Below are 23,180 nucleotides of genomic sequence, written 5' to 3'. Positions count from 1 at the left end.
AAAATAATAATGAGAGTTCTCCCTATTCTACCAACTTTTGGGCGTCGGTGGCTGGCTATTTTACTAACCCTGGTGATGGCGATCTCCCTCACCGGATGTAACTGGAAGCTGAAAACCGAAGCCGCGCAAGTGCCGCAGCTGATTTCCAGCGTGCTTAGCGATCCAAAAACCTTCAACGCTGTCCTCAGCGAAGAGTCGCCGAACATTTTTGGTTTCACCTACGAGGGGCTGATTACAGAAAACGGACTCACCGGCGAGGTGGAGCCGGCGCTAGCGGAATCCTGGGCAATTTCCCCGGACAAAAAGCGCATAGTGTTTACCCTGCGCCCGGGGCTGAAGTGGTCAGACGGACAGCCACTGACAGCGGATGATGTGGTGTTTACCTACAACGACCTCTACTTTAACGAAAGCATTCCCACCAGCGCCCGAGACGTGCTGAGGATTGGCAAGAGTCGAGCCTTGCCGAAAGTGAGAAAACTGGACGACCGGCGGGTAGAGTTCAGCGTTCCCGAACCCTTTGCCCCGTTCCTGCGAACCACAGGACTGTCAATTTTGCCGGCGCACGCGCTGCGGGAATCGGTCACCACAAAAGACGAAAAGGGAAATCCTCGCTTTTTATCGATCTGGGGGATCGACACCAAACCCGAGGAGATTATCGTCAACGGTCCTTACCAGCTAGAAAGCTACGCCACCAGCCAGCGGGTCACGTTCCGGCGCAACCCCCACTACTGGCGCAAGGATAAGGAGGGCAACCCCCAGCCTTATATTGAGCGCATCATCTGGCAAATTGTGGAATCGACGGACACGTCTTTACTGCAGTTTCGCTCTGACAGTGTGGACACTCTGGGCGTTTCACCGGAAAATTTTTCTCTGCTGAAGCGGGAAGAGAAGCGGAATAATTTTACCATCTACAACGGCGGTCCGGCTCCCGGGACGACCTTTATTGCCTTCAATCTCAATAAAGCCCGCAATGCCAATGGAAAACCGCTGATAGATCCCGTGAAATCTCGCTGGTTCCAGAGCCTGGCGTTCAGACAGGCGGTCGCCTACGCCATCGACCGGCGCACGATGAGCAATAACATCTACCGGGGGCTCGGCGAGCCGCAAAATTCACCGATTTCCGTGCAAAGCCCGTACTACCTGTCACCTGAACAGGGGTTGAAAGCCTATGACTACAATCCCGAAAAGGCGAAGGAATTGCTCTTGGGGGCGGGATTCAAGTATAATACGGATGGAGAACTTTTAGATGCCGAAGGCAACCGAGTCCGCTTCACGCTGATCACTAATGGCGGCAATAAAATCCGGGAAGCGATGGGAGCGCAAATCAAACAGGACCTCACCAAAATAGGCATTCAAGTCGATTTTAATGCCATTGCCTTCAGTACGCTGGTTGACAAGCTGAGCAACACCCTGGACTGGGAGTGCCATCTGATTGGCTTCACGGGCGGGGTGGAGCCGAATGATGGGGCCAATGTCTGGGCTCCGGAAGGCAGATTGCACCTTTTCAATCAGAACCTGCAGCCGGGACAGCCGCAGCTGATTGGCTGGGAGGTGGCTCCGTGGGAGCGAGAAATTGGCGATCTCTACATCAAAGGAGCCCAGGAGTTGGATGAAACAAAGCGCAAAGCGATTTATGCCGAAACCCAGCGCATCACCCAAGAGTATTTGCCGGTGATTCACTTGGTCAACCCGCTGTCGCTGAGCGCTATCCGCAACCGCATTAAAGGCGTGAAATTCTCCGCCTTGGGAGGAGCGCTCTGGAACATTCACGAACTGAAACTCACCGAGAAATAAACCGGCAGCCTCCTTAAGGAGGTGGGCACAACTAAACCAAACATCAAGAAACCAGATTATCCCTCGTTCCCAGCCTCAGGCTGGGAACGACGTCCTGGAGGCTCTGCCTCCTGTGGGCAGACAGGCAGGATTATAAGCCTAACAGCTTATCACATAAAGGGGGCCGGCCAATATACAGGTAGCGGTTTGACGCTCTGCAGCTGGGGGGCTTGCAGGTTCAAGCTGATTGCACCGGCACTTCTGGAATTAATTTTCTGGTTGGCGGTGATAACCAAAGCCAAAACCCACAAGACTGCGGTGATGGCGATTTCTAAGAAGCTTGTTTTCACGGATCTAATCCTCCACTGCATTGTCAAGACGTTGCCTAGAGAGTCCGTCAACTGATTCCAAAAACCGGGGGTGAGAATAGGGGCGATAAAATTTCGGTTTAGCCAGACACTTCAAACTCCCTTTCTCATCCCGGATTTTTAAGAGTTGACCTGCAATCAAGGTTTACTGGTTATATAGCAGTATGCACTTAGGTTAAAACATTAGACCTTCAGGGCAGCCAGACGCTGGCCTACGTCTATATCCCAGTAGTAATGTGGGTTAGGACAATAGGAGCCGGAGTGCGGGGGTGCAAAAGAGGCCGAAATGTACGAACCTAAGTGGCTACTGCTATACTTCCTTTTCGGGTGGGATTGATTTCAGTCCAGGGCGCTACCAATCTTTGCCAACCTCTCAGTGCGAAGCTGGAAGTTCACAAGTGCGATTCCCATGAAAAACTCCGCAATAGGAGCCGCGATGAAACATTTTTGAGCGAAAACCAGTTTCGCCGAGGTACTGAGATATTGTATCCTCGCACTTGAGCGGGTGTTTGTAAAGTGCGCCCTGAAGATTGCTTTGAAGGTTTCCTGTCTCGCTGCCAGCGCAAGCAGTCGGAGTTGTGGCGGTTTGCCGCCCCCCGGCAGATGCGCCTGCGGATGCGCGCGTCAGAATAGATGCCCCCGCCAGCAAAAGTCTACCTGGCTGCTGGCTATTAATAATTTAAATCATAAAATAAGCGAGCTGATGCCATTTTGGCGAATTTTTGCGGCAGGGGTGAGCCGGGGCGCTTAAGCGGGCTAAGCTCTGAGATTCTTTTTGTAAAAATATTTTACAAACCCTGTCCGAGTGGGAGGCTGTGCGGGACATAAACAATCAGCCGGGACAGCACTGCCCGGTCCGCAGACTGGAACGCGGACAAAATTGAAGCCGCAGAGGAATAGGATATTAAATGCGGGGAGTTGGGGATTTCGCTACAATCAAAGTTTCAATCCCGTTTCCGGGATTCAGCTGGCCAAAAATCATCCGCTCCTACCCCCTGCTGAAATCATTGTCGCATTCATTTGGGCAGATTTGCACAACGGGGATGCTCCCCAATCAAAAACCCAGCGCCCCATTCCCACTACCCTCTCTCCCTGATACCGTGACTGAACCTGAAGCCCTGCAATCCTTGCTCCAAGCCGTTGCCAGTGGCAGCGTCAGTCCAGACGCCGCCCTGGAAAAACTGAAGCACTTTGACTTTGAGCCGGTGGGCGAGTTTGCCCGAATTGACCACCACCGCACGCTGCGCACCGGCTTTCCAGAAGTGATCTGGGGTCCGGGCAAAACCCCTGACCAAATCGCTGAGATTATAGAAGCCATGCGCCACCGCAACCCTGTGGTGATGGCCACTCGCATCGAGCCGGCAGTTTACGCAACGCTGCAGGAACAAATTGCCGGCCTGTACTACTACCGGGAGGCTCGCATTTGCGCCACCGTCCCTGCGCCCCTCGAGCCCCGGTATGCCGGCACCATTGCGGTCCTCTGTGCCGGCACAGCCGACCTGCCGGTGGCGGAGGAAGCAGCTGTCACAGCAGAGCTGTGCGGCTTCCAAGTCAACCGCCTCTGGGATGTCGGGGTTGCCGGCATTCACCGGCTGCTGAGCAACCGCCATGTCCTGGCTGCGGCGGAGGTGCTAGTCGTAGTTGCCGGCATGGAAGGCGCGCTGCCGAGCGTCGTTGCCGGTATGGCAGACTGTCCCGTGATTGCTGTGCCCACCAGTGTCGGCTATGGCGCGAGTTTCGGCGGGCTGGCCCCCCTGTTGACAATGCTCAATTCTTGTGCAGCCGGTGTCGGTGTAGTGAATATCGACAACGGCTTTGGCGCAGCTATTTTAGCTGGCCAGATTCTGAGAACCGCTCAGAAATTGCAAAAGTAGATCCCCCCTGCCGGGGCGGTTTCCGTGGATGGCACCGCCCCTATAAAAGGGGGGGGAAGTATTTGTAGGGTGCCTGATATAGCAGCAGTCATATTGGTTAGAACAATAGAAGCTTCGGGAGCTCTGGAGCAAGGGAGGCCGGAATGTAGGTTTCCTAAATGCTTACTGCTCTATAGACGTAGGTACGGCGTCCGCCGAGCCTGAAGGTCTAATGTTCTAATCTAAGTGGCTACTGCTATATGGCGGTTCAAACTTCCTCCCTCTCACACCGGCGCACTGCCAAATGAACCTGTTCCAGCAGATTTTCCACTCCCGAAGAATTATCCAGAACCACACCGGCGCGAGCGCACTTTTCCGCCACCGGCATCTGGCTGCTAATTCTGGAACGAGCTTGTTCGGGAGTGAGGAGATCGCGCCGAGTGAGACGCTCCAGCTGCTGTGCCGGCGGACAGCACACGACCCAAATTTCCGTGACTAAATCCGTCATATTCGCTTCAAACAGCAGCGGAACGACTAACACAATGGCTGGATGGGATTGCAACTCACCCATTGCTCTGACAAAGCGCTCGCGGACATAAGGGTGAATCTGCTGCTCAACCCACCGGCGCTCATCCCGACTGTTAAAAATAATATTCCCCAACTGCTGCCGGTTGAGGGTGCGGTCCGGGAGGAGGATATCTGAACCGTAGCGCTGCGCAAGTTTGTCGAGAATTGGAGAACCGGGTGCGACGGCTTCGCGGGCGTAGAGATCCGCATCCAGCACCGGCAGGTGATAGGTGCTGGCGAGGTAGTTAGAGACAGTGGTTTTGCCGGTGGCGATACCGCCGGTGAGGCCAATAATGCGCTGAGTGGGATTGGTCATGCTGTTTAGTTTACCGCACCGCGAGAGGCAACTCCCCGAAATTCCCAGGGGCGGATCGCTGGGGGTTCTGAGATTGCCGGTGGGCTCCATGACGCTGGAGCTAAAAAGCAGCCGTGCCGGTGTATCATTATTATACCGACTTTCCCAAGATATAGCAGCAGTCATATTGGTTAGAACAATAGAAGCTTCGGGAGCTCTGGAGCAAGGGAGGCAGGAATGTAGGTTTCCTAAATGTTTACTGCTATGTAGACGTAGGTACGGCGTCCGCCGAGCCTGAAGGTCTAATCTTCTAACCTAAGTGCATACTGCTATAGGATTCTAGCGGTTTTAATTGATTTGTGATTTTTTTTAATAAACCGCCATAGAGGTGCCAGCGGCTTCCCGAAGGGTAGACGCCAAGAGCGCTAAGGAAAGTAAAGAGAGAGTGAATTGCCAATTATTTTAAGCAATTTTATAGCAATTTAGAAATTTATTTTTCCGGCATGCCGGCTTATAAAACCGGCAGCCCAATCTACTCCTGAAGAGTTTTAATTGCCTGCATGACCTTCTGGTACTCACCGGCATTGCCCTGCTTCTGGTAAAGCTCACCGGCTTGTCTTAAATCCTCCAGCGCCGCTTTCTTATCTCCCAGAGAAGCGCGAGCCACACCCCGATAGTAATACGCACCGGCATCACCTGGATTCAGCTGTAGCGCTTGACTGTAATCCTGAATCGCGCCCTGATTGTCGCCCTGTTTAAGCCGAGCCAGAGCCCGGTTTGTGCGGGCGTCAGCAGGACTGACATTCCCCCAGTCCGCATTCACTTGAAGGGCGCGGTCATAAGAAGCGATCGCCTCTGGGTACTTTCTCAAATCCACGAGCGCACTCCCCCGGAAAAACCAAGCCTGAGAGCTGTTGCCATTTTTCTGCAGCGCTGCCTCGTAATCTTCTATCGCGCCCCGCTTGTCTCCCAAAGCGAAGCGCGATCGCCCCCGGTTGAGGTAAGCGCCGGCATCCTTGGGATCGATCTGAATCGCCTGAGTGTAATCCGTCAGCGCGCCCTTGTGATCGCCTTGCACAGCCCGAACAACACCCCGGTTGTGGTAGGCGAGGGCGTTATTGGGCATGATCGCGATCGCTTGCGTGTAATCTGCGAAAGCTCCCGGATTGTCTCCCAGTTTGCGCCGGCACACCCCGCGACCGTAATAAGCCTCCCCCAGTTCGGGATTGAGCTCCAGCGCCCGCGTGAAATCTGCGATCGCCTCCTGATAGTCTCCCTGAACAGCGCGGACATTCCCCCGACTGTAGTGAGCACCGGCATTCTCCGGCTGAATCTGAATTGCTTTCGTGTAATCCGCGATCGCACCTGCCAAGTCACCCGCTTGGCGGCGAGCCACCCCCCGGTTGACATAAACCTCAGCTTGATTGGGATTCAGTTCCAGCGCCCGAGTAAAGTTCTCAATCGCTGCCGGAAAATCTCCCTGCTTGTAGCTAGAAATCCCCCGCATGTTGAAAGTTGTGGCGTCGGGAGCACCGCCACGCTGCGCCAGCCAATAGCTAGCGTCGCTGGCGGCGGCGGGTGCCGGTGCGCACAGCGCCGCGCCGCAAACCGCCGCCATCCCCGCCAAAAGGACGCCCCCCAGGCGGCTGTGAGCAGAGTCAGGGAGCGCCTGCCAAAAAAATAGAGGATGAGAAGTGTTTCCCTTTAGGTTTTTAACGGCTGACTTTTGACTGTTACTCCTCATATCATCTCCGGTAGCATCCATTTAGTAGACTGATCGATCTCGGGGGCGGGCTCACCCGAGATTCTTGCCGGTGGGCTGCGCTGCACTTTTTTATTTATAGCCGGTTCGGAAATAAATGTGGGCAACCCCCACCCCCCACCCCTAATGCCCAGATCGAATCAAGAAACGCCATATAGCCGGTTCGTCTGCTTTTGCAAATCGTCGATTTGCGACTGCACCCGCTGGTAATCAGCGATCTTGCCCTGTTCCTTGTAGATAGAAGCCGCTTTTTGCAAATCCTCAAGCGCTTCTTTCAACTTTCCCAGTTTACTGTGAGCGTTCCCCCGCCGGTAGTAGGCAGCGGCATTTTGTGGGTCGAGTTCGATCGCTTTGCTGCTGTCTGCGAGCGATCCTTGATAATCTGACACGGCATAGCGGACGAGACTGCGGCTCGTATAAGCCTCCGCATCCCGGGGATTGCTCTCCAGAGCCTTGCTAAAATCCTCAATCGCGCCCTGATAATCCTTTATAGCGTAGCGGGAATTCCCCCGCAGGCGGTAGGCTTCCGCGTCGCTGGGATTTCCCAAAAGCGCCCGGGTGCAATCGTCAGCGGCGGCGGTGTAGTCTCTCAGGGCGTAGCGAGCGGCTCCCCGCTGCCTGTATGCCAGCGAGTCCTTGGGATTGCGCAAAAGCACCTGGCTGTAATCCTCAAGCGCCGCAGAGTAGTCTCCGAGGGCGTAGTGAGCGTTTCCCCGCCGGTAATAGATGTCTGCTCCCTCGGGATTGCGCCGCACCGCCTCGGTGTAATCCGCCAGCGCCGCAGAGTAGTCTCTGAGCGCGTAGTGAGCGTTTCCCCGCCGGTAGTAAGTGTCTGCTCCCTCGGGATTGCGCCGCACCGACTGCGTGAAATCTGCCACCGCTTCGGCATATTTGCCCGAGGCGTAGTAGGCATTTCCCCGCCGGTAGTAGGCGTCGGCACTGTTAGGATTGCGCTCGATTGCCGAACTGTAATCTTTGAGGGCGGCTTCATATTCGCGCAGGGCGTAGTTGCTATTCCCCCGCTGAAAATAAGCCGCTGCGTCGCTGGGATTTTTCTTTATGACTTGGCTGAACGCCTCCCGCGCTCCCTGAAAATCTCCCCGCTTCAGCAGCTCCAAACCCCGCTCATAGTCATTTTTGCTGAGTGCTGGCTCTCTCACCCGAACCGCCTGAATTGCCGGCGCTGCAACCGGCTCCCCCGCACCAGCAGCCGGCTGAGCTATCCCAGCCGCCGAGAAACTCAATCCCAGCACTGAACCCAGCCCCGCAGCGCCACGCTTTAGCGCACCGTAGAGCAAAAAATTCCGACTCATCACTTTTTCCTCTCACATCTAAGTAGTGCCTGTCGTTCCCAGACGAAAAAGGCTCTAAATCCTTGTTCTGTGGATTTTTCCTAAAAAAAGAGATTCGCAGGCTCTGTGGATATTTCCGCTTTCAGACGCTCCCTGATTTTTCCCATTTTACCGTTTCTCCAGCCGCCCCGATGCCGGTTGGACAGGCGGCGCTCTCGCCACGGCGCTGCACAGTAGAACGGCGAGCGCAAACTTTTTCCACTGTGCGAAACCCCCCCCTTTACTCCCCCTCCCCCGTACCGCGTGGGGGGGGTGGGGTGCCGGTCTCACCCCACAAAGGTGGGACGCTCCCTCCACCGGCTCTCCCCCCGGCGTCACCAGCGTTGGGGTTGAGTGGCTGCAGCGCCCTACCGGCACCTGGAAGTGCCGGTGCCAAACAAATCGGCTTTTTTGTATAAAAAGTGAAGCCACAAGAAACCCAGTTTGTTCTACTGGGGGAGCCACAAAACTGAGCCCTCCTACAGCAAGAAACCTGGTTTCTGGCTCTTTCCCGCCTTAACAATTAATTTGTATAGTAATGGACAGTCAGTTAAAGACAGGGCATCTCACTTTCTGTAGTCATAGGGAGCGGAGGGAACGCCTGTCCTACGTCCTAACCTAACTGCCTACTGCTATACATCTAGTCTGAGAGCTTAGCTGTTCTAGCAGTATGCACTTAGGTTAGTACATGGGCATCATCGCATCATCGCATCATCGCATCATCGCATCACGCAAAAGCTGGTAGGGGCGGGTTTACTAACATCTGGTAAAACCCAGAGAGATCTTGGGTGAACCCGCCCCTACTTACCCCATGCGCATGAGCCCGATGCCCATGAGCCCCATAAGCTATGTCATTAATGTCTTAACCAATATGACTGCTGCTATAGGCTTTTAACCTGCTTTTCTGTTCTAGCAGTAGCCACTTAGATTAGGACATTAGACCTTCAGGGCAGGCGGGACGCCCCCCCTACGTCTATATAGCAGTAGGCTTTTAGGGAACGTACATTCCGGCCTCCCTCGCTCCCGAACTCCCCAGCTCCCGAAGCTCCGATTGTCCTAACCAATATGACTGCTGCTATAAAAGGAGGCTCTGCCTCCAGATTGCGTTCCCAGGCTCTGTCTGGGAACGCGAGAATCTGGTCTGAGAGCTAAGATTAATCGCAATTTTCTCCCCTTCTCCCGCCAGTATGTTGAGTGAGATGCCGCCGCTCTCACACAAGTGTGTGAGGGGAAAAAGTGACGGGCACGATCGCATGGGGCGGGCCCGCATTGGGCGTGGGATAATCGATGAAACCCAACCCCCAACCCCTAACCCCTAACCACCGGCTCCTGATTGCAGTCCCTCAACCGAAAATGAAATCAGGGATTGCAATAACCCTTCCAGCGTATATTCCCTCGCTTCCACATCCACCCGACCCAGCAGTTCCCTGCAGGTTTTAGAGGTTTGCGGGCCAATCGAAGCCAGACAGACGCCTTCTAGCAGTGGCGCAACACCGTCCGTCCCAGCACCGGCACCCCCGACCAGGAGGCAAAAGTTTTTCACCGTCTTGGAACTGGCAAAGGCGATCGCATCCACCTTTCCCAGCTGCAGGGCTTCCCAGGCTGCCGGGGAAATCGCCTCGGGGCACCGCGACTCGTATGCCGGCACCTCCACGACTTCCGCCCCCTGTCCGGTTAATTCCTTTACCAAAACTTCCCGCCCGCCGGTTTCCACCCGAGGGAAGAGAATCTTCTTTCCGGCCACACTTTCAGGGAAATTAGCCACTAGGGCATCGGCGACAAAATTGGGCGGGATAAAATCCGGCTGCAAACAGCGCTGCTGGAGGCTAGCAGCGGTTTTTTCTCCCACGACGGCAATTTTAACACCGGCAAGAGCGCGGGTGTCTCTCCCACCGGCAGCCAGCCGCTCGAAAAAGCAGTCGGCACCGTTGGTGGAAGTGAGAATCAGCCAGTCGAACTCCTGCAAGCGGGCGATCGCGCCGTCGAGCGGCTCCCAACTGGAAGGCGGGCCAATTTCTAGAGCCGGCATCTCGATAACTGTAGCGCCGGCAGTCTGCAACCGCTGGCTGAATTCCCCTGACTGGCCGGCGGAGCGGGTGACTAAGACAGTTTTGCCGGCTAAAGGGAGTTGGGGATTTGGCATTTTGGATGGTGGATTTTCGATTTTATATTCAGGCTGCGTGTCCTGTATCAAAAAGTCGCGGAGTCCGACAACTTGCCCAATGACAATCACTGCCGGTGAGAGAGACTGACCGGCAGTTTTCTGGACAATATCGGCGAGAGTGCCGGTCCAGATTTGCTGCTCGGGGTGGCTGCAAGAGCGAATCACTGCCACTTTCGTCTCGGGGGGAAGCCCATGCCGGTGCAGCATGCGGACAATTTCACTCAGGCAGCGCCCCCCCATCAAAAATACCAGAGTCTCGACTAGCACTAGAGTTTCCCAGTCCAGGGCATCCAAGTCGTGAGCGCTGGCGACGGCAAAGCACCGGCTGATTGCGGGATCGGTTAAGGGAATGCCGGCAAGCAAAGGTGCGGCGAGGGCTGAGGAGATCCCCGGAACCACCTCAAAATCGCAGTTGGCTTCTATCAGCGCCCCGATTTCCGAGGCGCTGCGGCCAAAAATAAAGGGATCGCCGCTTTTGAGGCGCACGACTTGCAAGCCTGCTTTGCACAGCCCCACCAGCAGCCGGTTAATTTCCGATTGGGGGGTGCTCGGCTGTCCTCCCCGCTTGCCCACATCGAGGACCTCTGCAGATGCCGGCACCAGCTGCAGCAGGGGCGATTCCGGAAGCGCCCCCACATCGGTGAGGGCGTCGTGGACTAGCACCTCGGCTTGCGCCAGCAGCTGTTGCGCCCGCACGGTGAGGTAGGCCACATCTCCTGGCCCAGCACCCACCAGATACACTTTGCCCCTCGCCCCAGTCATACGCGCTGCCTTAATAAGATTTTTGATTTTACAGATACCCCAGTTTGATATTGTAGAAATGCAGGATACAGAATAAAGCTACCATGACCGATTCCGCAGCAGTTGCTGTTGCAGCTTCCCAGTTTAACCCCGATGAGCTCAACCAGAAATACGCCTCAGCCCATCCTAGAGAAATTCTGGCGTGGTGTCTTGAGAATATCCCCACCGGCCTGGTGCAGACCAGCGCCTTTAATGTGGATGACATCCTGATTACGGATCTTCTCTACCGCGACCTCAAGCCGGCGGTGCCGGTGCCGGTGGTCTTCCTCGACACGCTGTACCACTTCCCTCAAACCCTGGAACTCGTAGCAAAGGCCAAGGATATCTACAATCTGGATCTGCGGACGTACAAGACTCTGGAAGCCACCACCCGGGAAGAGTTTGCCGCCCGCTACGGGGAGGCGCTGTGGGACACAGATATCGCCCAGTTCCACCACGTCACCAAAATTGAGCCCCTGCAGCGGGGTTTGGCGGAACTGAAGGCGGTGGCTTGGATCACCGGTCGCCGCCGCGACCAAGCGGTGACTCGCGCCGACATGCCGGTGTTTGAGCTAGACGCACAAAATCGCCTGAAAGTCAACCCCCTGGCGTTCTGGACGCGGAAGCAAAGTTGGGCGTATGTGGCTGAGTACAAGATGATTTACAATCCTCTGCACGACCAGGGCTATGCCAGCATTGGGGATGAGCCGATTACCACGCCGGTAGGCGAGGGCGAAGACGAGCGAGCCGGTCGCTGGCGCGGCACCGGCAAGACGGAGTGCGGCATCCACATTTGAACAGTGGGGTGGGCGTCGCACCACGATGATTGAAACTTTTTCCACTCATGGAAAACCCCTCTGACTCCCCCTCCCCGAAACGCGGGGAGGGGGTTGGGGGGTGGGGTTCTTCATCGGGCAAATGTGGGACTCGTTTCGTTTCAATCCCGTTTCCTTTGATTCGCTGGCCAAAAATCTTCTCCTCCTACCCCCTGCTGACATCATTGTCGCATTCATTTGGGCTTCTTTGCACAACGGAGATACTCTCTCATGCACAGCCTTAAAGACATTCTCTGGGAAATCGGCGATGTGGGCCGGCGCATGGCGCAAATCAATGCGGCGGAGGGCGCTGCCGGCAATATTTCCGTCTTTTTGCGCAACCTGCCAGAGATGGACAGCCGGTTTCGCTCGCGCGGCTCGATCGACTTGCCGGTGACAGTACCGGCGCTCTCTGGCGGCTGGCTGATCGTCAGCGGTTCGGGACGCCGGCTGCGGGATTTGGCCCGCAATCCAGATACCACGCTCTGCCTGCTGCACATTCAACAGGGGGGCGAGGCCGGGGAAATCTATGCGGCTTCGGATCTGCGCCCCACGAGTGAGTTCAACTCGCACCTGGCGATTCACAATGACCATGTGGCTCGGCGCTCTTTGTCGGAACACGCGGTTGTCCACGCCCAGCCGCTTTACCTGACTTACCTCAGCCATCTCGACGCCTACAGTGAGACTTTCGCTTTTAACCGGCGGCTGCTGCGCTGGCAGCCGGAAACGATTCTGGAGTTTCCTGAGGGGATTGGGGTGCTGCCTTTTCTGGTTCCGGGTTCGCAGGATCTGGCGGAAGCTACGGTGGAGCCGCTGCGATCGCATCGCGCCGCAATCTGGCGGCGGCACGGCATTGTCACCCACGCGGATGCCGGTGTTCGCAAGGCGGGGGATTTGGTGGAATATGCGGAAACGGCGGCGCACTACGAGTACCTGAATCTGCGGGCGGGGGAGCCGGCTGCGGGAATGTCGGACTTTGAGTTGCGGCTAATCTGCGATTGCTTTGGGATAAATCAGCCTTTTTTCTGAGGCCGGTGAGTCGAATTAATGCTTACCACATTGTTGGGAATATAGCGGTTAGAGTTGAGGGGTGAAAAAATTTAAAAAAGTAACCGCCAAGACGCCAAGAACGCCAAGGAATGAAAAGAGAGAGGGGGAACACAAATCATTTAGAACTGCTAGAGTGGGTTCTGTTAATTGAAGAAAGCAGGTTAAGATCGTGGCGGGACCCCCTAAATATGGCAGGCGTCCCGCCTGAGCTACAGCGGAGGAAAAAATGATTAAGATTCTTCACCTCTCGGATATCCACATGGGGAGCGGCTTCTCTCACGGGCGGGTTAATCCAGTGACGGGGTTGAATACGCGGCTGGAGGATTTTGTCAGCAGCCTGTCGAAATGTATTGACAGGGCGATTGAGGAGCCGGTCGATTTGGTGCTGTTTGGCGGGGATGCTTTTCCGGACGCAACGCCGCCGCCGGTGGTGCAGGAAGCGTTTGCCGGCCAGTTTCGCCGGCTGGCGGACGCGAAAATTCCTACGGTGCTGCTGGTGGGAAACCACGACCAGCATTCACAAGGGCAGGGGGGGGCGAGTCTGTGCATTTACCGGACGCTGGGGGTGCCGGGGTTTATTGTGGGCGATACTTTGGAGGTTCACCGCATCGAAACCCGCAACGGGCCGGTGCAGGTGGTTACGCTGCCCTGGATTACGCGCTCGGCTCTGATGACAAAATCGGATACGGAAGGGATGTCGCTGTCTGATGTGAACCAAGAGTTGATTGAGCGTTTGAGAGGGGGTTTGGAAAGGCAAATCCGCCAGCTAGATCCGGAAGTGCCGGCGGTCCTGCTGGCGCATTTGATGGCGGATAGGGCGGAGTACGGTGCGGAGCGGTTTCTGGCGGTGGGGAAGGGGTTCACGATTCCGATGTATCTGCTGGTCAGACCTTGCTATGACTATGTGGCGCTGGGTCACGTCCACCGGCACCAGAATTTGAATCCGTCTAACGATCCGCCGGTGATTTATCCGGGGAGTATTGAGCGGGTGGATTTCAGCGAGCAAAAGGAAGATAAGGGCTATGTGATGGTTGAGCTGGAGCGGGGCAGGGCTGAGTGGCAGTTCTGCCCTCTGCCGGTGCGGGCGTTCCGGACTATTGAGGTGAATTTGTCGGAGGCGGCGGACCCGCAGGCGGTGCTGCTCAAGGCGATCGCAAAGAGGGAGATTCAGGATGCGGTGGTGCGGCTGATTTACAAAATCAGAAAGGAGCAATTGGATGGAATTGACAGTACGGCGCTGCACCGGGCGCTGAGTGAGGCGCACACGTACACGATTCAGCCGGAAGTGGTGAGTTCGGAAGCGCGAGCTCGCTTGCCGGAACTGGGTGCCGGTGCGAGCGTCGATCCGCTGGAAGCGCTGAAAGCGTATTTGGCCAATCGGGAAGACCTCAAGGATATTGAGGCGGATTTGCTTTTGGCGGCGCAAAGTTTGCTGGAGGGTGAGGCGGCGGCGTAGCATATTTGTGGGATGATAGATTTGTAGGGGGAGTCTCCGTGGGTGACTTCCCCCGACAAGTCGCATCAAAATCTGTTAAAATAGAAGAAACCGAGTTTCTGCCAGCTGTAACAAAGTTGACAAGCAAGACAGTATGAGAATCCAACAAATTTCAGTGTCCAAGCTGTTTGGATCATTTGACCACACCATCCCTCTGAACATGGAAGAGCGGATAACTATCCTTCACGGGCCAAACGGTTTTGGGAAAACTGCTTTACTCAGGATGATTAATGGACTGTTCAATTCCCGCTATTCAGAGTTTGGCAGTATTCCCTTTATGGAGTTCAGGATAGCCTTTGATGAAGGGAGCTATCTTAGAGTGACTAAATCTGTGGTGAGCTCTAGTGAAAATGAAAACATAAGCAAGCCCGTGTTTGAATTTAACCGACCTGGTTCAAAACCCAATACTTTCTCGCCGGAGTCCTTGGCTAATTCCAAAAAAATTGGTTTTTATTTAGAAATAATCGAAACTAGAGTTCCGGGACTGGAGCGGATAGGCCAAAGTAAATGGCTATATTTACCCACTGATGAAGAGCTTTATTTAGAAGAAGTGTTATCCCGTTTTGGGAACGTGGTGCCAGAAAATATAACAGGAGTAAAAAAAGAGCCAAAGTGGCTGTCAGAACTGAAAAGCCTCATCAATGTTCGGTTTGTAGAAGCCCAGCGTCTGTTAAGTATTTCAGATGCAGATGTTCGCAGGATAGCGATATATCCGGCGAGAAGTTACTCAATGATTCCGTCTGTGTCTACCTATACGAAGGAGCTCGCAAAAAACATTCAAAAAAATCTGGCTGAATATGGTGCCCTGTCTCAATCACTGGACAGGACTTTTCCGGCCCGAGTGGTCAACTACAAAGCTACCTCTGATTTAACGGAGGAAAAAATTCGGAATAAATTAAGTGAGTTGGAGGAGAAGCGCTCTCGGATAAGAGAGGCTGGACTCTTAGAGAAAGACGAAAACACTGATTTACAAGTAGATGACCGAATCGATGAGCGAACGATAAGCATTTTGTCAGTTTATGCAGGAGATGTAGAAAAAAAGCTGAGCGTTTTTAATGAGCTATCTAGTAAAATAGAGCTGCTCAAAAGAATCATTAACGAGCGCTTTCTATATAAAAAGATGGCTGTCAGTAAAGAAAAAGGGTTTACCTTTACGACGGCTGATGGCAAGCTACTGTCGCCCACAGACCTATCTTCGGGAGAGCAGCACGAACTGGTTATGCTTTACGAGTTGCTCTTCAAAGTCCAGCCTAATTCGCTGATTCTCATTGACGAGCCAGAACTTTCATTGCATGTCGCTTGGCAAGTGCAGTTTCTCAAGGATTTGCAAGCAATCATTCAGCTGGCAAATTTTGATGTGCTGATAGCCACCCACTCTCCAGATATTATAAACGACCGCTGGGATTTGACAGTGGAGTTGAAGGGGCCGGCTGAATGAGAGAATATATTACCGCAGCTCGCACTGCTAACAAAATCCGTATGCAGCGCAGCCAACACGATGGCTCTTTTTTAATTGTTGAGGGAGATACGGATGCGCGAGTATTCAATCACTTGGTGGACAGGGAGAAGTGTCAGGTAGAGAATGCTTATAATAAAGAGATGGCTGTTGAAGCGCTAGACATCCTTGAGCAGGATAATTTCGCCGGCGTGCTGGCGATTGTAGATGCGGATTTCTCCAGACTGGAGGGAACTGTACCATCTAGCCCAAACTTGCTCTTAACGGACACTCACGATCTGGAAACTATGCTCCTTCAATCACCGGCGCTTGAGAAAGTTCTTGCAGAACACAGTTCTGAAGAGAAAATTAAGAGAGTGACTGGGAGTGCCGGTAAGGATGTCCGCCTTATACTGATTGACGCCGGCTCGCCCATTGGTTACTTGCGATGGGTTTCCTTGAAAGATAATCTGTCTCTGAAATTTGAGGGACTATCTTTTGCGAAATTCCTGGACAGTAAAAGCTTGGCTGTGGATAAGTCAGCTTTGATTAAAACCGTGAAAAACACGTCACAAAAACCTGCCCTTGTTGAGCGAGAGATTAAAAACAAGATGGACGGGTTGAAAAGCGACGCACATGACGCTTGGGATGTCTGTTGTGGTCACGACCTAATTGAAATTCTATCGATAGGGCTTTGTAAGTTACTGGGGACAAACAACGCCAGTGACGTGAAGCCAGAGAGGCTGGAAAAAGACTTGCGACTGGCGTATGAGCGAGCGCACTTCTGGAGGGCACAACTTCACGCAGCAATTCAGGAGTGGGAGAGAGCGAATCAACCGTTCAAGGTTCTCCCTACAGTGATCTGATATTCTGTGGCAATCGATACAAATATTGAGTTTCACCGGCTGCCTGGGACAAAAGCTAGCCGGTGAGAGCTGGCGGCGACTGGCACCACGGGACAAATCAGCCGCGCCAGCTGCCGGTGGGCAAAATAGCGCGGCACTCAGCCCTCGCTTTGAGAAGGGCCAACCAATCGTTCTGGCCCGTTAGGTCAATTGCTACCGAATCTGCCAAAATTTCAATATCCTTGTCCCCGACTGAGTGGACAGATAAACGAACACAGGTGCAGTTTCTATGGCCTTATATTCTCGGCTGAAGCGATTTTTACTGGGCCGATCCCTACCGACTAGCGCTCACACTGAGGAGCGATTGACCAACGCCGCAGCGCTGGCGGTCCTGTCCTCGGATGCGCTCTCGTCCGTTGCCTACGCGACGGAAGAAATCCTGCTGGTTCTGGTGGCTGCTGGCAGTGCTGCGCTCGGTTGGTCTTTGCCCATTGCTTTTGCGATTGTCCTGCTGCTCTCCGTGGTCGTGCTTTCTTACCGGCAGACCATACGAGCCTATCCCAAAGGCGGCGGCTCTTACATTGTCGCACGCGAGAACCTGGGTCTGTTACCTGGGTTAATCGCAGGGGCTTCGCTGATGATTGACTACATCCTGACAGTAACGGTGAGTGTGTCCGCCGGCACAGCCGCCCTCACCTCAGCGATTCCCGCACTGCAAAAGTTCACCGTAGAGCTGTGCGTGATTTTCATTTTCTTACTGATGGTAGCGAATCTGCGGGGCGTCCGGGAGTCCGGAAAGCTGTTTATGATTCCTACTTATGCCTTTGTCGGGAGTATTTTTGTCCTGATTGGCATGGGTCTATACCAGCAGGCCACCGGACACATTCCGCCGCCCTCTCGCGCAATTACAGGGGTCGAGCCGGTGAGTTTATTTCTCATTTTGAGAGCCTTTTCTGCCGGCTGTACAGCCATGACAGGAGTGGAAGCCATATCGGATGGGGTCTTGGCATTTAAGCCTCCCGAGTGGAAAAATGCCCGCCTGACACTGCTGTACATGGGTGGGATTCTGGGGGCGATGTTTTTGGGAATCAGTTACCTGGCTAACGCTTATCACATTATTCCAGAAGAGGGACAAACCGCCGTTTCTCTGTTGGGACGCCAGATTGTCGGCAACAGCCCGTTTTACTACTTTATCCAAGTGGCCACGCTGTTAATCTTGCTCTTAGCAGCCAATACCAGCTTTGCCGACTTCCCCAGACTGTGCTATTTCCTCGCTCGCGATGGGTTTCTGCCCCGACAGTTAGCGCTGCTGGGCGAGCGCCTCGTCTATTCCAACGGCATTGTTTTGCTCAGCCTCTGGGCTGCTTTGCTGATTGTTATTTTCCGAGGGCAAGTGAACGCCGTTATCCCCCTCTATGCCGTAGGCGTGTTCACTTCTTTTACCCTCTCCCAAGCTGGGATGGTCGTTCACTGGTTCAAAGAGCGGACATCCGGATGGCGTGCTAGCGCCCTTATGAATGCCTTGGGTTCTCTTGCTACGCTGGGCGTGCTGGGCGTGATTGTCACAACGAAGTTCCGGTTGGGAGCTTGGTTAGTCGTGGTGGCAATTCCTGTGGTGGTGAGCCTGTTTTTAGTGATTGGACGGCACTATAAATATGTGGCGCAACGCCTCAGCATTCAGGGCGTACCCCCTCGGAGTTATATCCCCAGACCTAAAGCAGATGTCGTCACTCACCCCGCAGTAGTTGTGGTGGGGCAACTGAACCGGGGCACACTAGAAGCTCTCGACTACGCCCGCAGTATTGCAGATGAAATTGTAGCCGTTCATGTCGATATTGGCTCTACAGACCGGGAAAAACTGCAACAGCGATGGCAGCAGATGGAGCCAGATATTCCTTTGGTAATTCTCGACTCGCCTTATCGCTCATTGGTGTCGATTCTCATCAATTTTGTCGGAGAGTTTGAAGCGCGTTACCCGGGCGTTTTTTGTACGGTGATTATTCCGGCTTTTGTGACCCGCAACTGGTGGGAGGGGCTGCTGCACAACCAAACCACTTTGTTCTTGAAGGCTGCTTTGGTGGCTAAGAAAAGTCGCGTTGTCACAACGGTTAGGTATTACTTGTAATTCCGCGTGCCGGTGGGCTGTTCCCTTAGGGAACAGCTCTCCCGCATCTGATGCAGAGGTCCTGCATATTCTTCCCCTCTCCCACTCGTTCCATCGGTTTTACAATTCTTTACATCTGTTAAAGAATCCTCAGAGGGGAAGTTCCTGCGCCGCTCAAGGCCGGCTGGCCAGTCAGTCTCGCTCAAGGCCGGTTGACTTTGTGCCGGTGGGTGTGTCATAATTTGAGGTACTTCTTTAATTTGGTAAGTTAAGCTAAATTGGAGTGAATATGTTGTCTGCAAAACAGCTGATTCTGAGATGTCTGGGAGGAATTCTGCTGGGGGGACTGGCAGCTACCCCAGCGTTTGCCGGTCTTTCCACAGAGGAGATTAATTCGATAGCGCGGCAAACTACGGTGCTGATCGCACCCGGACTGACGCCAGAATTAATTCAAGAAATCGAGAACAATCGCAACAACCCTTTGGCGAGCGAAAAAAATAAGGAAGGAGTCTGGAATCCCGGTTCAGGGGTGATTTTCGCCAGACAGGGAAAAACCTACTACGTTTTAACTGTTGCCCATAACTTTCCCCAAAGATTCGTTGGTAATAATACGCCCTTTGGGATTCGCACTTGGGACCGGCAAGTTCACCAAGTTAAACAAATTAATGATAGCAGGGGGTGCCCGCTCAGCGGGAATGGAGTGCCGGCGGCTTTGGTAAGATTTGGCTGCCGGCTTCCTGGCAACGATATCAGAGGTATCGATATCGCTGCTGTCAGCTTTGAGAGCGATAAAGACTATGCCGTCGCCTCCCTGGGAAATGCGGATGAGGTCAATATAGGCGACACGGTTTATATCTCCGGCTGGCCAGATCCGGAAAAAGAAGCTATCGGGCAAAATCCAGATGGCACCCCGATATGCGGTAACGCTAAAGTGTCTCGCCGGCAAAGGCGTTTAGCTTGGGGACCGGTGACGGGAAAGGTGAATCCCGACGCCGAGCAGAATTGGGGCTACAGCATATTTTATACGGATAACACTCGCCCCGGTATGAGTGGCGGTCCGGTATTCGACACAAACGGGCGCGTGGTTGGCAGTCACGGTATTGGGAGCAGAAATAAGCCAGCTTGTGGGGGCAATATTCAAATTGAATCGGGAACGAAGTTGGAGTCTGCGGACAGACCATCATCAGGTTCCAAACCCCTTGACTTTAGCAGCTTTAATCTACAGTTTAGCAGCTCTCAGCAGCTGAATTTTGCGCTCGAACTCATCAAACGGGTGGGGCTGAATTTGCCTTTCAACCTCAATCCCCCTTCTGCCGAGTTGATTAGCAAGGGCCAATCCCCTGGGGGGATGCCGGCAATCGCTCAAGCTAGTGGCAAGGTGGAATTTGATGCCAAATCAGATGGGTTTGAAGACCCAAAGGATGAGGTGGATGATATCTATAAGCTCTTTTCTTTTGGGTTGAAAAATCAGCTGCGATTGTGCCCGTCAGGCGGTCAGGGCAGTCTCTTGATAGACGAGCGCTGCGAATAGGCACCCCAGAAACCCGGTTTCTTTAAGAAACCGGGTTTCTCCACCAGGCAAGATGCCGGTGCGGCGGTATGCGGCGCGGAGGGGTTCCTCGATCGCCGGCAGTTTACTGATGCCGGCACCGTCAGGGAAAACCAACATTCTGGCAAGCAGGGTCTTTACAGGAAGGAGACTCTTCCCTATACTTCTAGTGTTTGGGTTCATGGGTGTGAGGAGCAAATATGGGTGTGAAACATTGTTTGTCCGGTCTTTTATTATTGCTGGTGTCCGCACCGGCAGCCTTGGCGGGTTCGCCTGAACAGCTAACCCCAGCAGAACCGACTGCTGTTAAATAAAATCTGAAACCGCGCAAATTTTATGGGTTAGATAAACGGCACTTTATGGGGGCAAACCCCCCAACTGGCTCCCCGCAAGAGCTGTCAGCAGAATTCTCACACCTCCCCACTCCGGAAACACCGGCACCTCTGACAGAAACGGCTCCCATTGCTGCAACTCCAGCGGTGGCTGAACTGATTCCTGCCGGTGAGGTTTCGGCTCCCCCAGACGTGGGCGAAATTTCCCCTGAACCGCTTCATGCCGGCGATCCAGATGCAGCCGGTGCGCCAGATGACCCAATGGCTCAAGTGACGTCGGTGTCCCAGCTGTCAGACGTGCAGCCGGCAGACTGGGCTTTTGGGGCGCTGCAAAACTTGGTAGAGCGCTACGGGTGCATTGCCGGCTACCCAGACGGGACTTTCCGGGGGAATCGCGCCATGACTCGATACGAGTTTGCTGCCGGTTTGAACGCTTGTTTGGAGCGCATCACCCAGCTGATCCCACAAGCCGTCTCAACTGCGGATTTTATCACGCAGCAAGACCTCGCCACCGTCCGCCAGCTGCAGGAAGAATTTGGGACGGAACTGGCTGCTTTGCGCGGTCGAGTCACCACCCTGGAAAACCGCGCCGCCACTTTGGAGTCGCAACGAATTACTTCCTCGACGACAGTTTTGGGCGGTGAGGTGATATTCGCATTCGCAGACGCCACCGGCGGTGGCCCGCCCGGGAACGGTGCGACTAACACCATTTTAACAAATTTGGTGCGGTTGCAAACAGTCAGCACTTTTTCTGGCAAAGATTTGCTGCGAATTGAGTTGGGCGCGGGGAATGTCGCCGACCGGGGGTTCGCCAATCAGAATTCCCTGGGAACTGATATGACTCTGCTGTCCTATCAGGGGGATACGAACAATCAAATCCAACTGGATTTGCTGGAATACCGGTTTGCTGCCTTTAATGACCGGGTTGTGTTTACGGTCAGGCCGGTTGGCTTCAGCCTGAGCAGCGTGCTGACTGCTAACTCCCCCTATTTTGACACGGGGCGGGGTGCGATTTCCCGGTTTGCGGAAGCTAGCCCCCTGTTCAAAATTGGCGCTCTCGATGCCGGTGTTGGTTTGGACTGGCTGATTTCTGACCGCATGCGCTTGCAAGTGGCTTATGGCACGCGAGACAGCAACGATCCCGACGCTTCCCAAGAGCGCCGAGGGGTATTTGCAGCTAGCCACAGCGCTTTGGGCGTGCAACTTTTAACCCGACCGGCGGATAAAATTATCACCGGCTTGGCTTATATTAATGCCTATTCGCGCAATGGCAGCTTGGATACGTTCACCGGCAGCTTCAATGCGGACACGTCTGGGGCGATGGGCGAGCCGGTGCAGATTAATGCCGTCAGCGGCACCCTCCAGTGGCGTGCGGCTCGCAACCTCACCTTCGGGACTTGGGGCGGGATAATTTTCACCGATTCTACCACATCAGACGCTTCCGCAACCACCACGACGTACCTGTTTTCTTTGGAACTTTCCGATCCCTTTGGGCGCAAAGGGGACTTGCTCGCCTTTATGGCCGGTCAGCCGCCCAAACTGCGCACCGGCAATGGGGTGACGGAAGATAGTGACACCTCACTGCACCTGGAGGCGTTCTACCGGTTTCGGGTGAGTGATAGAATAACAGTAACACCCGGCTTCTTTTACATTATCAATCCGGAACACGATGCGGGGAACGATGATATCTTGGTCGGAGTTCTGCGCACGACTTTCCGGTTCTAAAAGTGCCGGGAAGAACCTCAGGTCTTTGGGACAGGCGTTAGCGGAGCGGCGCATGCGCTAAGAGCGCACGGCGCAAGCGCCTACAGCGCGACGCCTGTCCTACGTCCTAACCTGAAAAGGTTTGTAGTTGGGCTTTAGCCCTACCGGCTCGCCCGCCGCCGGACAAGGGGTAGGGTGCGTTCCCTAAGAGGGAACGCACCCTACTACTGGCTCTGGCTAGTTGGCCAGGTTCCTGGCGATTGAAATCGCGGCTATACAGACGAAGCCCGCCTACCCTGCGGGAAGGGCTTCGCCCAACGCGGGCTAAGAGTGGAGCGAGACTCTCACAATCTGCGCGGTTTTTCCTCCTGCAAGCTTGAGCTGGGAACGAGGAAACTTGGGGGTGGGGTCTTACCCTACATCAATTCGCCAACAGTCTCTTGGAAATCGCGGCTATACAGACGAAGCCCGCCTACCCTTCGGGAAGGGCTTCGCCCAACGCGGGCTAAGAGAAGAGCCAAGTTCCTGGCGATTGGAAAGAGACTGTTAGGCACCCCGACCGCCGGCAGCCGGCAGGCAGAGGCTTTCATCTGTGGCAAAATCAATATCAGTGAGGGTAGGAGGCGGAAAGCAGATGCTGGGAAAAACTATCGGCGGGCGATACTACATTGTCAAACATTTGGGAGGAGGGGGGTTTGGCCAGACCTATCTGGCAGAAGACCGGCAGATGCCGGCACGCCCCCTGTGCGTCGTGAAGCAACTCAAACCCCAGTCTGCCGATCCGTTTGTTTTGCAAACCGCGAGCCGGTTATTCAATCAGGAAGCGGCAGTCCTGTACAAGTTGGGAAGTCACGACCAAATCCCGCGACTTCTGGCTCACCTTGAGGAAAATCAGGAATTCTATTTGGTTCAAGAATTCGTCGAAGGGCACGATCTGAGCCAAGAAATCTGTCCGGGG

General features: G+C 54.3%; 19 protein-coding genes. 12 read left to right on the top strand and 7 right to left on the bottom strand.

The features are described 5' to 3' along the window. The first annotated feature begins 9 nt into the window (after nucleotides 1–9). Nucleotides 10–1,794 carry an ABC transporter substrate-binding protein gene (locus tag OSC10802_RS0126095; protein ID WP_017719720.1) on the top strand — a complete coding sequence of 595 codons (1,785 nt, stop codon included), beginning with the start codon at nucleotides 10–12 and terminating at the stop codon, nucleotides 1,792–1,794. Nucleotides 1,795–1,943: 149 nt separating this feature from the next. Here OSC10802_RS0126095 and OSC10802_RS0126090 read toward each other — a convergent pair whose 3' ends face one another. Continuing rightward, nucleotides 1,944–2,123: a hypothetical protein gene (locus tag OSC10802_RS0126090; RefSeq protein WP_026098819.1), complete on the bottom strand. Its 180-nt coding sequence runs from the start codon at nucleotides 2,121–2,123 to the stop codon at nucleotides 1,944–1,946. 318 nt (nucleotides 2,124–2,441) lie between these two features. Between OSC10802_RS0126090 and OSC10802_RS51090 the strand changes: the two genes are divergently transcribed. Continuing rightward, entirely contained in the window at nucleotides 2,442–2,642 is a 201-nt protein-coding gene (locus tag OSC10802_RS51090; protein WP_155968387.1) for a hypothetical protein, read from the top strand. Nucleotides 2,643–3,049: 407 nt separating this feature from the next. Beyond that, nucleotides 3,050–4,015, top strand: a complete 966-nt coding sequence (larB, locus tag OSC10802_RS0126080; protein WP_017719717.1) for a nickel pincer cofactor biosynthesis protein LarB — start codon at nucleotides 3,050–3,052, stop codon at nucleotides 4,013–4,015. 247 nt (nucleotides 4,016–4,262) lie between these two features. Here the strand turns inward: larB and coaE are convergent, their stop codons facing one another. The 5 genes from coaE to cobA form a co-directional block, all read right to left on the bottom strand. Beyond that, a complete protein-coding gene (gene coaE / locus OSC10802_RS41835) occupies nucleotides 4,263–5,042 on the bottom strand; it encodes a dephospho-CoA kinase (RefSeq protein WP_017719716.1) in 780 nt (259 codons plus the stop codon). A gap of 346 nt (nucleotides 5,043–5,388) precedes the next feature. Beyond that, nucleotides 5,389–6,621: a tetratricopeptide repeat protein gene (locus OSC10802_RS41830; RefSeq protein WP_017719715.1), complete on the bottom strand. Its 1,233-nt coding sequence runs from the start codon at nucleotides 6,619–6,621 to the stop codon at nucleotides 5,389–5,391. A 137-nt stretch (nucleotides 6,622–6,758) separates the two neighbouring features. Next, nucleotides 6,759–7,931 carry a tetratricopeptide repeat protein gene (locus OSC10802_RS41825; protein WP_017719714.1) on the bottom strand — a complete coding sequence of 391 codons (1,173 nt, stop codon included), beginning with the start codon at nucleotides 7,929–7,931 and terminating at the stop codon, nucleotides 6,759–6,761. Nucleotides 7,932–8,078: 147 nt separating this feature from the next. After that, on the bottom strand, nucleotides 8,079–8,381 hold the full coding sequence (locus OSC10802_RS51085; RefSeq protein WP_155968385.1) for a hypothetical protein: 303 nt from the start codon (nucleotides 8,379–8,381) through the stop codon (nucleotides 8,079–8,081). A gap of 883 nt (nucleotides 8,382–9,264) precedes the next feature. Next, nucleotides 9,265–10,875: a uroporphyrinogen-III C-methyltransferase gene (gene cobA / locus OSC10802_RS0126060; protein WP_017719713.1), complete on the bottom strand. Its 1,611-nt coding sequence runs from the start codon at nucleotides 10,873–10,875 to the stop codon at nucleotides 9,265–9,267. Between the two features lie 83 nt (nucleotides 10,876–10,958). On the opposite strand from cobA, the gene cysH reads away from it, so the two are divergent. The 7 genes from cysH to OSC10802_RS0126020 all read left to right on the top strand — a co-directional run bounded on the left by cysH (nucleotide 10,959) and on the right by OSC10802_RS0126020 (nucleotide 20,168). Continuing rightward, complete coding sequence (gene cysH, locus OSC10802_RS0126055) at nucleotides 10,959–11,690, top strand: phosphoadenosine phosphosulfate reductase (protein WP_017719712.1); 732 nt, start codon at nucleotides 10,959–10,961, stop codon at nucleotides 11,688–11,690. Nucleotides 11,691–11,939: 249 nt separating this feature from the next. Further along, nucleotides 11,940–12,737, top strand: coding sequence for a class II aldolase/adducin family protein (locus OSC10802_RS0126050; protein ID WP_017719711.1), 798 nt, complete (start codon nucleotides 11,940–11,942; stop codon nucleotides 12,735–12,737). Nucleotides 12,738–12,984: 247 nt separating this feature from the next. After that, nucleotides 12,985–14,214 carry an exonuclease subunit SbcD gene (gene sbcD, locus OSC10802_RS0126045; protein ID WP_026098817.1) on the top strand — a complete coding sequence of 410 codons (1,230 nt, stop codon included), beginning with the start codon at nucleotides 12,985–12,987 and terminating at the stop codon, nucleotides 14,212–14,214. A gap of 133 nt (nucleotides 14,215–14,347) precedes the next feature. Further along, entirely contained in the window at nucleotides 14,348–15,691 is a 1,344-nt protein-coding gene (locus tag OSC10802_RS0126040; RefSeq protein ID WP_017719709.1) for an AAA family ATPase, read from the top strand. A 41-nt stretch (nucleotides 15,692–15,732) separates the two neighbouring features. Beyond that, the gene (locus OSC10802_RS0126035; protein WP_232731757.1) at nucleotides 15,733–16,554 is read left to right on the top strand and encodes a DUF4435 domain-containing protein; all 822 of its coding nucleotides are present in this window, start codon (nucleotides 15,733–15,735) and stop codon (nucleotides 16,552–16,554) included. Nucleotides 16,555–16,822: 268 nt separating this feature from the next. Beyond that, on the top strand, nucleotides 16,823–18,658 hold the full coding sequence (locus OSC10802_RS0126025; protein WP_017719707.1) for an APC family permease: 1,836 nt from the start codon (nucleotides 16,823–16,825) through the stop codon (nucleotides 18,656–18,658). Nucleotides 18,659–18,926: 268 nt separating this feature from the next. Continuing rightward, nucleotides 18,927–20,168 carry a S1 family peptidase gene (locus OSC10802_RS0126020; protein ID WP_017719706.1) on the top strand — a complete coding sequence of 414 codons (1,242 nt, stop codon included), beginning with the start codon at nucleotides 18,927–18,929 and terminating at the stop codon, nucleotides 20,166–20,168. On the opposite strand, the gene OSC10802_RS0126015 is transcribed toward OSC10802_RS0126020, so the two are convergent. Continuing rightward, nucleotides 20,124–20,306: a hypothetical protein gene (locus OSC10802_RS0126015; RefSeq protein ID WP_026098816.1), complete on the bottom strand. Its 183-nt coding sequence runs from the start codon at nucleotides 20,304–20,306 to the stop codon at nucleotides 20,124–20,126. The genes OSC10802_RS0126020 and OSC10802_RS0126015 overlap by 45 nt on opposite strands. A 239-nt stretch (nucleotides 20,307–20,545) precedes the next feature. On the opposite strand from OSC10802_RS0126015, the gene OSC10802_RS0126010 reads away from it, so the two are divergent. Both OSC10802_RS0126010 and OSC10802_RS0126005 read left to right on the top strand, forming a co-directional pair. Beyond that, nucleotides 20,546–22,243 (top strand): iron uptake porin, encoded by a 1,698-nt coding sequence (locus OSC10802_RS0126010; RefSeq protein ID WP_017719705.1) that lies wholly within the window; start codon nucleotides 20,546–20,548, stop codon nucleotides 22,241–22,243. 613 nt (nucleotides 22,244–22,856) lie between these two features. Beyond that, on the top strand, nucleotides 22,857–23,180 hold a 324-nt coding region (locus OSC10802_RS0126005), incomplete at its 3' end, for a protein kinase (RefSeq protein ID WP_026098815.1).

Origin of the sequence: Kamptonema formosum PCC 10802 (genome assembly GCF_000332335.1) — a bacterium.
In the GTDB taxonomy this organism is placed as follows: domain Bacteria; phylum Cyanobacteriota; class Cyanobacteriia; order Cyanobacteriales; family Oscillatoriaceae; genus Oscillatoria.
This window is presented reverse-complemented; position numbering and strand designations above follow the sequence as displayed.

Coding starts and splice junctions, on each gene's coding strand:
- OSC10802_RS0126095 (WP_017719720.1), top strand. CDS start 10: ATGAGAGTTCTCCCTATTCTACCAACTTTTGGGCGTCGGTGGCTGGCT.
- larB (WP_017719717.1), top strand. CDS start 3,050: ATGCGGGGAGTTGGGGATTTCGCTACAATCAAAGTTTCAATCCCGTTT.
- coaE (WP_017719716.1), bottom strand. CDS start 5,042: ATGACTGCTGCTATATCTTGGGAAAGTCGGTATAATAATGATACACCG.
- OSC10802_RS41830 (WP_017719715.1), bottom strand. CDS start 6,621: ATGGATGCTACCGGAGATGATATGAGGAGTAACAGTCAAAAGTCAGCC.
- OSC10802_RS41825 (WP_017719714.1), bottom strand. CDS start 7,931: ATGAGTCGGAATTTTTTGCTCTACGGTGCGCTAAAGCGTGGCGCTGCG.
- cobA (WP_017719713.1), bottom strand. CDS start 10,875: ATGACTGGGGCGAGGGGCAAAGTGTATCTGGTGGGTGCTGGGCCAGGA.
- cysH (WP_017719712.1), top strand. CDS start 10,959: ATGACCGATTCCGCAGCAGTTGCTGTTGCAGCTTCCCAGTTTAACCCC.
- OSC10802_RS0126050 (WP_017719711.1), top strand. CDS start 11,940: ATGCACAGCCTTAAAGACATTCTCTGGGAAATCGGCGATGTGGGCCGG.
- sbcD (WP_026098817.1), top strand. CDS start 12,985: ATGATTAAGATTCTTCACCTCTCGGATATCCACATGGGGAGCGGCTTC.
- OSC10802_RS0126040 (WP_017719709.1), top strand. CDS start 14,348: ATGAGAATCCAACAAATTTCAGTGTCCAAGCTGTTTGGATCATTTGAC.
- OSC10802_RS0126035 (WP_232731757.1), top strand. CDS start 15,733: ATGCAGCGCAGCCAACACGATGGCTCTTTTTTAATTGTTGAGGGAGAT.
- OSC10802_RS0126025 (WP_017719707.1), top strand. CDS start 16,823: ATGGCCTTATATTCTCGGCTGAAGCGATTTTTACTGGGCCGATCCCTA.
- OSC10802_RS0126020 (WP_017719706.1), top strand. CDS start 18,927: ATGTTGTCTGCAAAACAGCTGATTCTGAGATGTCTGGGAGGAATTCTG.
- OSC10802_RS0126015 (WP_026098816.1), bottom strand. CDS start 20,306: ATGTTGGTTTTCCCTGACGGTGCCGGCATCAGTAAACTGCCGGCGATC.
- OSC10802_RS0126010 (WP_017719705.1), top strand. CDS start 20,546: ATGGGGGCAAACCCCCCAACTGGCTCCCCGCAAGAGCTGTCAGCAGAA.